At 61.2% G+C, this 10,046-nt stretch carries 8 protein-coding genes; 1 reads left to right on the forward strand and 7 read right to left on the reverse strand.

Features of this window, described 5'->3' with window-relative positions:
* Nucleotides 1-35: 35 nt before the first annotated feature.
* Together mmsB and ACRESD_RS14610 are read right to left on the reverse strand one after the other, a co-directional pair.
* On the reverse strand, nucleotides 36-923 hold the full coding sequence (mmsB, locus tag ACRESD_RS14605) for a 3-hydroxyisobutyrate dehydrogenase (RefSeq protein WP_431751560.1): 888 nt from the start codon (nucleotides 921-923) through the stop codon (nucleotides 36-38).
* A 15-nt stretch (nucleotides 924-938) separates the two neighbouring features.
* Nucleotides 939-2,456 (reverse strand): CoA-acylating methylmalonate-semialdehyde dehydrogenase, encoded by a 1,518-nt coding sequence (locus tag ACRESD_RS14610; protein ID WP_431751561.1) that lies wholly within the window; start codon nucleotides 2,454-2,456, stop codon nucleotides 939-941.
* Nucleotides 2,457-2,585: 129 nt separating this feature from the next.
* On the opposite strand from ACRESD_RS14610, the gene ACRESD_RS14615 reads away from it, so the two are divergent.
* Nucleotides 2,586-3,536, forward strand: a complete 951-nt coding sequence (locus ACRESD_RS14615) for a LysR family transcriptional regulator (protein ID WP_431751562.1) — start codon at nucleotides 2,586-2,588, stop codon at nucleotides 3,534-3,536.
* 644 nt (nucleotides 3,537-4,180) lie between these two features.
* On the opposite strand, the gene ACRESD_RS14620 is transcribed toward ACRESD_RS14615, so the two are convergent.
* The 5 genes from ACRESD_RS14620 to ACRESD_RS14640 all read right to left on the reverse strand — a co-directional run.
* Entirely contained in the window at nucleotides 4,181-4,672 is a 492-nt protein-coding gene (locus tag ACRESD_RS14620; RefSeq protein WP_431751563.1) for an OmpA family protein, read from the reverse strand.
* Nucleotides 4,673-4,676: 4 nt separating this feature from the next.
* Nucleotides 4,677-5,939: a diguanylate cyclase domain-containing protein gene (locus tag ACRESD_RS14625; RefSeq protein WP_431751564.1), complete on the reverse strand. Its 1,263-nt coding sequence runs from the start codon at nucleotides 5,937-5,939 to the stop codon at nucleotides 4,677-4,679.
* Nucleotides 5,936-6,502 (reverse strand): YfiR family protein, encoded by a 567-nt coding sequence (locus ACRESD_RS14630; protein ID WP_431751565.1) that lies wholly within the window; start codon nucleotides 6,500-6,502, stop codon nucleotides 5,936-5,938. The genes ACRESD_RS14625 and ACRESD_RS14630 overlap by 4 nt, the downstream gene beginning before the upstream one ends.
* Before the next feature lie 150 nt (nucleotides 6,503-6,652).
* Nucleotides 6,653-8,713, reverse strand: coding sequence for an exodeoxyribonuclease V subunit alpha (gene recD / locus ACRESD_RS14635; protein WP_431751566.1), 2,061 nt, complete (start codon nucleotides 8,711-8,713; stop codon nucleotides 6,653-6,655).
* Nucleotides 8,710-10,046 (reverse strand): PD-(D/E)XK nuclease family protein (locus ACRESD_RS14640; protein ID WP_431751567.1); only part of this gene is annotated, 1,337 nt, incomplete at its 5' end. The genes recD and ACRESD_RS14640, both read right to left, overlap by 4 nt.

Below are 10,046 nucleotides of genomic sequence, written 5' to 3' on the forward strand. Positions count from 1 at the left end.
CAGCGCGGGGCAAGCCCGCTCACTACAGGTCAACCCTATTTGGGCTTGCGATAGCTGTTGATGATCGCCGAGAAGTCCTTGCCGCCTTCCCCACGCTGGCTCATCGATTGATACAACTGCTGGGCCACGGCGCCCAGAATCACGGGCTGCTTGGCCTGACGCGCAGCTTCGGTGGCCAGGCCCAGATCCTTGAGCATCAGGTCGGCACCGAACCCACCGGTGTAGCCACGGGACGACGGTGCAGTTTCGATCACTCCTGGCCATGGGTTGTAGGTATCGGAACTCCAGCAGCGCCCGGTGGAGCTGTTGATGATCCCTGCCAGCACTTGGGTGTCGATCCCCAGTGCATCACCCAAGGCCATGGCCTCGCTGACGCCGACCATGCTGATGCCCAACAACAGGTTGTTGCAGATTTTGGCGATCTGGCCGGTGCCGACGTCGCCGCAGTGCACAATATTCCGGCCCATCTGCGCCAGCACCGGTTGCAGGGTGGCGAACAGTTCAGGAGTGGCGCCGACCATGAAGGTCAACGTCCCAGCCTGGGCGCCACCGGTGCCACCGGAAACCGGTGCATCGGCCATCACCACGCCTTGCTTGGCCGCTGCAGTGGCCACATCGCGGGCGGTCTGCGGGTCGATGGTGCTGCAATCCACAGCCGGCACGCCTTTGCCGATGCCGGCGAGTACACCGTCTTCATTCAGCCAGACGCTGCGCACATGGGCAGCGGCCGGCAGCATGGTGATGACCAGTTCGGCGCCATTGGCCGCATCACGCGGTGAATCGCTGATGCTGCCGCCCAGTTCAGCCAGTTCCTTGAGTACCGCCTGGTTCAAGTCAAACAGGTTCAGCGCGTGGCCGGCCTTGATCAGGTTGCGGGCCATCGGTGCGCCCATGTTGCCCAGACCGATAAATGCAATCTTCATGGTCGTCTCCCGGAATCAGCGCAGGTTGATGGTGGTGTTGACGCCATCGTTGACCGTGTCGTCATCGAACCAGCGGCTCGTCACGGTTTTGGTCTGGGTGTAGAACTGCACCACTTGTTTGCCGTACGGACCGAGATCACCAAGCTTGGAGCCACGGGAGCCGGTGAAGCTGAAGAACGGCACCGGCACCGGGATCGGGATGTTGATACCGACCTGGCCGACATCGATTTCACTCTGGAACTTACGCGCCGCCGCGCCGCTCTGGGTGAACAGGCCGGTGCCATTACCGAACGGGTTGGCGTTGACCAACGCGATGGCCTCATCGAGTGTGGCGACTTCCAGCACCACCAGCACCGGACCGAAGATTTCCTGGGTGTAGATCTGCATATCGGTGGTCACGCCCGAGAACAGGGTCGGGCCGACAAAGTTGCCTTGCTCGAAGCCCGGCACCTTGATGTCACGGCCGTCCAGCTCCAGCTTGGCACCTTCTTTCACGCCGCTTTCGATCAGCTCCAGGATGCGAGCCTTGGCGCGCTTGGAAATCACTGGGCCCACATCCGTGCCCGCTTCGCTGCCGGCGTTGACCTTGAGTTTCTGCGCCAGCGCTTTCAGATCCGGCAGCCACTGTTTGGAGGCGCCCACCAGCACCACCACTGAGGTGGCCATGCAACGTTGGCCCGCCGCACCGAAACCGGCGCCGACCAGGGCATTGAGGGTGTGTTCACGGTTGGCGTCTGGCAGCACCACGGCGTGGTTCTTGGCGCCCATCATCGACTGCACACGCTTGCCGTGTTTTCCGGCCAGGTCATAGACGTGGGTACCCACGGCAGTCGAGCCAACGAAGGACACGGCCTTGATGTCTTTATGGGTGCACAGCGCATCCACCACATCCTTGCCGCCGTGCACCACGTTAAGCACGCCCGCCGGGACACCGGCTTCCAGCGCCAGCTCCACCAGCAGCATGGTCGACAACGGGTCCTGCTCGGACGGCTTGAGCACGAAGGTGTTACCGCAGGCAATCGCCATCGGGAACATCCACAACGGAATCATCGCCGGGAAGTTGAAGGGCGTGATCCCCGCACACACGCCGATAGGCTGACGCAGTGTGTAGGTGTCTACGCCTCCGGCGACGTTTTCAGCGAACTCCCCCATTTGCAGGGTACCGATGGAACAGGCGTGCTCCACCACTTCCAGGCCACGGAAAATATCGCCCTCGGCATCGGCAATGGTCTTGCCCTGCTCGGCGCTGAGGACGACGGCAATACGCTTGGAATGTTCGCGGATCAATGCTTGCAGCTTGAGCATGATGCGCATGCGTGCGCCGATCGGCGTCAGCTTCCAGGTCTGGAAGGCACGGTGGGCGGCATCAATGGCAGCGTTGACTTCATCGGCGGTGGCAAACGGCACTTTGGCCAGCACTTGCTGGGTGGCCGGGTTGACGATGTCTTGCCACTCGGTGGTCTTGGACTCGACCCATTCACCGTTGATCAGCAACTTGACCTGTTGCACGGAAATATCGGCAGATGCGTTCATGTGGTCTCCAATCTTGTAGTTATGCAGAGACAAGGCGCGTGAATCGCCTTGGGAATGAGGCGTTCGGACTATTTTTGGAGTATAGATGTGCAAATCTCTAATAAGAACGCACATAAAAGCCGGACCAATATGCAAAAAAACATCACATCACTGGGCTCCCTGAACTGGGATGACCTGAAGTTTTTCCTCGAAGTGGCCCGTACCCGCAAGGCCAGCGTCGCCGCCAAGCGCCTGGCGGTGGACTACACCACCGTGTCGCGGCGTATCAGTTCACTGGAAGTGTCGCTCGGCACGCTGCTGTTCGAAAAATCCCGGACCAACGGCTTCGTCCTCACCGCCGAGGGCCAGCGTTTGCTCGGGTATGCCGAATCCATCGAAAGCACCCTGCACATGGCGTGCGAACAAGTCTCCGGCTCCGGCGTCGCGCTGTCCGGCCACGTGCGCATGGGTTGTACCGAGGGTTTCGGCAGCTTCTTTGTCACCCCGCAGTTGAGCCACTTCGTCGACACCTACCCGGCAATCTCGGTGGACATCCTGCCCCTGCCCCACTTCATCAGCCTGTCCAAGCGCGAAGCCGACATCGTCATCGCTTTGGAACGCCCGGAACATGGTCCGTACGTGTGCTGCAAACTGTGCGACTACAAATTGCAGCTGTACGCGACCCAGGAATACCTCGACCAACACCCGCCGATCCGCAAACCCGCGGATTTGGCTGAGCATCCGTTTATCAGCTATGTGGATGATTTGGCGTTCAGCTCGGAGCTGCTGTATCTGGCGAACGTGGTGCCCGGCGCCAGCGCGAGTTTGCGCAGTACCAGCGTGATCGCGCAGTACGTCGCGGCGCAGCAGGGGCGGTCGATGGCGATATTGCCGTGCTTTTTGGCGGCGCAGGACCCACGGTTGTTACCGGTGCTGGGGGAGCAGATTTCTATCACTCGCCAGTTCTGGATGTATTGCCGGGAGGATCTGAGGAAGTTGAAGCGGATTACGCTGTTGTGGGATTACATCAGGGAGGTGACGGAGCGGAATCAGGGGTTGTTGATGGGGGAGACGCGGGAGATGCGGTTTGCCAGTCAGTGAGGGAGACTCGCTCCTGCCCCCACAGTTAAACCGCACTAGCCCCGACTACTTGTGGATGCCGCGCTCGAACGTTCCGCAGAAACTCACCCGCGCTCACCTTGAGCCATTCAATCAACCGAGCAATATCCGGCTCCGACTGCCGCCCGTTTCGACAAATGATGTAATAGGCCGCTGGCGACATCATCACGGGGCTGTTCAGCGCAACCAGCGCTCCGTCTTCCAATTGGTCATACACCAAGGCAGTCCTGCCCAGCGCTATCCCTCCGCCCTGTGTGAGATGAACCAGTCAATAAATCCTTGACTGAGCAACCGCCATCGCGGGCAAGCCCGGCTCCCACATTGGGATGGTGGCGAGCACAAGGTTCAGGTCAGGCACGAATAAGTGTGGGAGCTGGCTTGCCTGCGATGACGTTGGGTCAGTCAGCACATCTGCCGCTGATACACCGCCATCGCGGGCAAGCCCGGCTCCCACATTGGGATGGTGGCGAGCACAAGGTTCAGGTCAGGCACGAATAAGTGTGGGAGCTGGCTTGCCTGCGATGACGTTGGGTCAGACAGCACATCTGCTGCTGATACACCGCCATCGCAGGCAAGCCAGCTCCCACATTTGACTGCATTGCAACATTGGAATTGGGTAAGCCCGCTTAGTCCGCGATCACCACAATCGACACCCGTCGATTCTCGGTACGCCCCGCTACCGTGGTGTTCGGTGCCACCGGCTCGCTACTGCCCAGGCCGCGCAGCTGGATATTTTCTTCCTTCATGCCCACACCCGTGAGTACCTTGCCCACGCTTTTGGCGCGGCGCAGGGACAGTTGCTGGTTGTAGGTTTCTTTGCCCGAGGCGTCGGTGTGGCCGTCAACGCGTACGCGCTCGATGCCCGCGCCCACCAGGGCTTTGCCGATGCGTTCGACGATGTCGGTGCTGGTTTTGTTAAGGCTTTCGATGTCGCTGCCGAACAACACTTTACCGGACAGCCCGAACGCCCAGCCTTCATCGGTGAGTTCAAAGCCTTGCTGTTTGAGGACCGCGACTTGGGCTGGGGTCAGGCCTTTGGGTGGGGGCGTCTGGCAGCCGCCGAGGGCAAGGAATGCCACCAGTAAGGTAATAAACATAAAACGCGCGGTCGAGAACAAGGGATCAACTCCTGTGGTTAACATTTGCGGCGGTGGGCTCCGATTCCGCCGTTTGCTGGCCGCCCGAAGACAAACGTTTGGCCTGGTACATCGCCGCATCGGCGGCGTTGAGCAAGGTGCCGGGAGTGGCACCATGATCGGGGTAAATGGCAATGCCGATACTGAGGGACGTCAACACTTGGCTGTCGCCCGGCAGCGGAATCGGCACGTCCATGCTGGCGATGATCTTGTCGGCAATGCGCCGGGCATCTTCGGCCTTGTGCAACGGCGCCAGCAGGATCGCGAATTCATCACCGCCCAGGCGTGCCACCAAATCATTTTCGCGCAGTTGCGCGCGTACACGCTCGGCGACGGCCACCAGCACGGCGTCACCAGCGGCGTGGCCGAAGTTGTCATTGATGTCTTTGAAGCGGTCGCTGTCGAGAAACAACACGGCTACGCGCTCGTTGACCTTGGCCGCACTGCGCAGGGCGCGGATCAGGCGGCCTTCGAAGAACGCACGGTTGGGCAGACCGGTCAGGCTGTCGTGGCTGGCCTGGTGGGCGAGGGTTTCGTTTTCGCTTTGCAGGTGGCTCTGCCAGGCCTCCATTTCACCGAGCAAAGCGTTGAAGTCGCTGCCCAGGCTGTCGAGTTCGGCGATCTGCGCCGGTGGCACGCGACGGTCGAAATCGCGCTCGCTGCGGGCGGCGTGGGCCACGGCGGCAAGACTTTGCAACGGCCTTGTGATGCCCTGTAACAGGCGCCGCGCCAGAAACAACGCGATCCAGGCGCTGAGGGCCGTGCAGATCAGAATGCCGGCCAAGCCACTGAGCAAAAAGCGCAGCAGGCTGCCACCGTGGCCGACCACATGAATGCTGCCCACGGTACGCCCTTGGTGCAGGATCGGCTGGCTGATGGGTTGTTCGAGCAGGGTGTGCGCCAACACCAGTTCAATCTGCGACAGCATCCCGGTTTCCGGGCGCACCCATTGCGCCAGTAGTTTGCCATTAGCGTCGAAGACTTCGGCCTGGGCCACTTCTTCGGTGGACGCGATCAAGCTGAGGGCTTCGGTAGCGGCGGCGCTGTCGTTGAACACCACCGCCGCTTCCACGGTGTAATTGATGGAGCGCGCAATCAGGTGCAGGTTGTGATCGGCGTACACTCGCAGCGCCAGCACACCAAGCAGGGTCAGGGACACACTCGCCAGAGTCACGGCCACCAAGGCCAGGATCAGATGCCCACGGCCGATGACCGAACGCAGGGTCGGCCGCACTTTAACGGTGCTCATGGCACAGGGGCTCGGCGACGGGACAGTTGCAACACACTGGGGTGAATGCGCACGCCACTGCGCGCGACAGAGTCCAGGTTGACCTCGAACGACACCTGTTCGTCGTTCACCCGCAGGCAGAACAGGCTGCCTACGGTGCATTGGTCGCCGCCTTCACTGATGCTGAGCACCGGGTGGCCGATCAACGAGGTAAACAACCGTGTGCGTTCATCAGCGCTGAGTTTGCCGATGTACACGGCGTCGCATGCGCTGACGATATCGGGATTATCGGCCAACAGGCGCCGCACCAGTACCGGACGGCCGGTGGCCTGGGTGGTGCCTTTGATCAGATCGTCGGTGTATTGGGTGGGACCGACGATGCACAGGCGCAGTTGCGCGGGCTCCACCGGCCAACGCGCGTAACTGAGGATACCGAGTACCACTTGGGTGACTGCCTGGGCGCGGTTATCCGCCAGGCTGGGCGATTGGGCCGATGCAAGTGGCGCGAGCAGGCACAGCATCGCCACCAGTAACATGCGTCTCCAGCTCAAACTGCGTTCTGTGGGCGAGACAGCCACGTTCATGCAGCGATACTCTCAGGTTTTTTCAAGGTGATGCCGCAACGATAGCACAGCGGCGGAAAACCCCGTGAAACACGGCTTACGCGGGGTTCGCTATTTTTCCAGAAAAATCCGACAGTTGAATCAGAAATATTTCATGACCCGACAGTCAGTTTATTCAGACACGGCGTCCAGCTCCAGCATCAGTCCGCTCAAGCGCTTGACCTTGCGTCGCACCGCCTCCTCAAACACACCGCCTCGGGGCTCGACCAGACTGAACCAGCGCTTGGCGCGGGTGATGCCGGTGTAAATGAGTTCTTTAGTCAGCACTGGATTCAGGGCATCCGGCAAGATCAGCGCGGTATGGGTGAATTCCGAGCCTTGGGATTTGTGCACGGTCATGGCGTACACCGTTTCCACATCGTTCAGACGGCTGGGCAGCACAAAGCGCACACCACCCTGGCCATCGTTACGTGGGAAAGCCACACGCAACACCTGAGGGCCGCCATCGCTTTCGGGCAGCTTGAGGGCGATACCGATATCGCCGTTCATCAAGCCCAGGCCGTAATCGTTGCGGGTCATCAACACCGGACGGCCCTCGTACCAGGGGTCGTCACCTTCGATCAGCCGCACTTTGCGCAGCGCGGCGGTGATACGCAGGTTCAGTCCTTCGACACCCCAAGGGCCTTTACGCACGGCACACAACAGTTGGAAGGCATCGAAGGCTTGCAGCAGTTGTTGCGCCCAGTGGGTCCAGGCGGGATCTTCCCGCGGAGTGTCCAGGGCTGGGCGCGCGCTGCGCAGCAGGTTGAGATAATAGCGATAACCTTGGGCGTCCCCGCCCTGCCCGTCCAGTACCAGGCGCTCCAGGGCGTGGTCGTGCTCGCCTTTGAGGCTGAGACAGTACAGGTCATCGTGGCTGCGCGCGGCCAGTAATTTACGTGCTTCTTCGGCATTCTGCTGGTTGACCCAACGCGCCAGTTGGCCGATGCCACTGCCTTCACCGAACCGCCGCGAGTAGCGCAGCATCACCACTTGCTGGGCCAACGGGTGGCTGCTGTCGCGGTCTTCCTGCAGGCCGCTGGCGCTGAGGTCTTCGCCGCTGACGGCTTGCAGCCATTGGCGGGTATCCGGGCTGTACCAGCCGGCCTCGGCATCGCGGCACAAATCACCGAGTACGGCACCCGCCTCCACCGAAGCCAGTTGATCCTTGTCACCCAGCAATACCAACCGCGCATGGGGCGGCAAGGCATCCAGCAGGTTGGCCATCATTTCCAGGTCGATCATCGAGGCTTCGTCTACCACCAGCACATCCAGGGGCAGCGGGTTGCTGAGATGATGGCGGAAGTGCCGGGTACCCGGACGACTGCCCAGCAGGCGGTGAACGGTGGTGACCTGGGTGGGGATTTTTTCCCGTACGCTGTCAGGCACGTTCAGCGACAGTACTTGCTGGCTGATGGACTCGGTCAGGCGCGCAGCGGCTTTACCGGTGGGTGCGGCCAGGCGTATGCGCAGCGGATTGCCGACCTCAACGGCCGGAGCCTGCAACAACGCGAGCAAGCGCACCACGGTGGTGGTCTTGCCCGTACCGGGGCCACCGGTAACGATGCTGAATGCACCACGCGTTGCCAGGGCGCAGGCGAGTTTTTGCCAGTCGATCACGCCATCCGGCGGAGGTTGATCGAACAAACTGTTCAGGCGTTGCGGCAAATCGGCAGCGACGGTTTCCTGAATGGCCAGGCGCAGGCGCAAAGCGCTATCGATGCGCCGTTCGTAAGTCCAGTAGCGGCGCAAATACAGGCGTTTGCCGGACAACACCAACGGGCGACTTTGAGCATCCTCACTGCCATCAACCGCCAACGCGACCAAATGACTGGCGGCTAACGTATGGCACCAATGGGCGCCATCCAGGCCGTCAAGCAATTGCGACGGCAGCAACATGGCGCCGGTCTGCAGATCACCTTCTGGCGGCAATGACAGGGCAAAATCCGGCGCCTTGAGGGTTTCGAACAGGTCAAGGCACACGTGGCCATGGCCCAGTTGATGGCTCGTCAGCGCTGCCGCCAGCAGCACCAAAGGATCGGCCTGTGGGTCAAGTTCATGCAGGAAACCGACAAAGGCTTTGTCCAGGGCCCGCAACCAGCCGCGATCCACCCAACGCTCCAGCAACTGCACCAGGTCGGTGGCGCGATCGAGGGGCATCAATTCCTCAAGCGGCAGAGGCGACAGGCTCATAGCAGAACTCCTTGTTCCCAGGCGGGCTCAACCTTGGGCGGGATGGGCTTGCCCTGGAACAGCAGGTCCAGGCCTTCGATCAACTCTCGTGGCGGTCGGGTGAAATACGCACCTTTGCTTGCCGACTGGGTGCCGCGCAGGAATACATACAGCGCGCCGCCGACGTGGCGGTCGTAGTCGTAATCCGGTAGTCGGGCCTTCAGCTGGCGGTGCAGGGCCAGCAGGTAAAGCACGTATTGCAGGTCGTACCGATGTTCCAGAATCGACTGTTCCATGGCATCAACGGTGTAGGCCGAATCGTCGGGGCCGAGCCAGTTGGATTTGTAATCCGCCACGTAATAGCGGCCGGCGTGTTCGAAAGTCAGGTCGATAAAACCCTTGAACATGCCATTGAGCAACACCGGTTCGGCGGCCACTCGGGAGACGCCATTGTGAGTGTACTGGCACACCAGCTTGTCGAGGACGAGCACATCGACTTTATGGCTGGCGAACCAGAACTCCATTTCGATCTGGTAGTGCGCCAGACTGTTGAGCGTGACGAGATCGTTATCTACCGACAGCGGCGTTTGCATCAAATGACCCAGCCAGCCGCTGAGAGTGACGATCCAGCCCTCCCAGTTACGCCGATTACAACGCGCGCCGACAGCCTTTTCGATGGCCTCGGGTGTCACGTTGAAGCCCTCCTCCCCCGCCCACTCCAACAGGCCGTGGAGGAAGGTCCCTGGATTCGGGCCACGTGGGAAACGGTGAATGTCACCGCCGGAAGCCACCACCTCGCGCGGTGCGTCGGGGTCGAGACGTTCGTCGTCGAACAGTTTCTGGGCTTGCGGGCTTTCCGGTGCTTCAAGATTGGCGGCGCTCATGCTGTCGCCGATTCTCAAAGCACTGTAGGAAGCGATCCACCAGTTCTCGGCGGCCTTGCGCTGTGGCAGCAATGGCGCAAGTAAGGTGGCGTCGTTGCGCGGCGGGTGGAACACGATGTCTTGCGCTTCGGGCACGTGGCCGTAGTGGATGGCGGCGCAGCCTTCCTGCAGGTCCAACAACCAGCGCGCCAGCCCGGCGGACTCGCTCAAGGCGGCGCCTGCGCCGAGCAGATAGCCCAACGCGGACAGGTGCAATACCGAGCTGCTGTTGTTGCCACGCTTGAGGTCGGCAATACCCAGCCAGCAGGCGTGCTTGGCGCGGGTCAGGGCGACGTAGAACAAGCGCAGGTCTTCGGCGAGGCGTTCATCGTCGGCCTGGGCGATCAACTCGGCGCTTGGCCGCAAACTCACCTGGGATTTGCCGTTTTCATCGTGGTAATGCAGCGGCAATCGGCTGCCATCCACCGGCT

Origin of the sequence: Pseudomonas sp., from assembly GCF_050739995.1 — a bacterium.
GTDB lineage: Bacteria > Pseudomonadota > Gammaproteobacteria > Pseudomonadales > Pseudomonadaceae > Aquipseudomonas.

Coding starts and splice junctions, on each gene's coding strand:
- mmsB (WP_431751560.1), bottom strand. CDS start 923: ATGAAGATTGCATTTATCGGTCTGGGCAACATGGGCGCACCGATGGCC.
- ACRESD_RS14610 (WP_431751561.1), bottom strand. CDS start 2,456: ATGAACGCATCTGCCGATATTTCCGTGCAACAGGTCAAGTTGCTGATC.
- ACRESD_RS14615 (WP_431751562.1), top strand. CDS start 2,586: ATGCAAAAAAACATCACATCACTGGGCTCCCTGAACTGGGATGACCTG.
- ACRESD_RS14625 (WP_431751564.1), bottom strand. CDS start 5,939: ATGAGCACCGTTAAAGTGCGGCCGACCCTGCGTTCGGTCATCGGCCGT.
- ACRESD_RS14630 (WP_431751565.1), bottom strand. CDS start 6,502: ATGAACGTGGCTGTCTCGCCCACAGAACGCAGTTTGAGCTGGAGACGC.
- recD (WP_431751566.1), bottom strand. CDS start 8,713: ATGAGCCTGTCGCCTCTGCCGCTTGAGGAATTGATGCCCCTCGATCGC.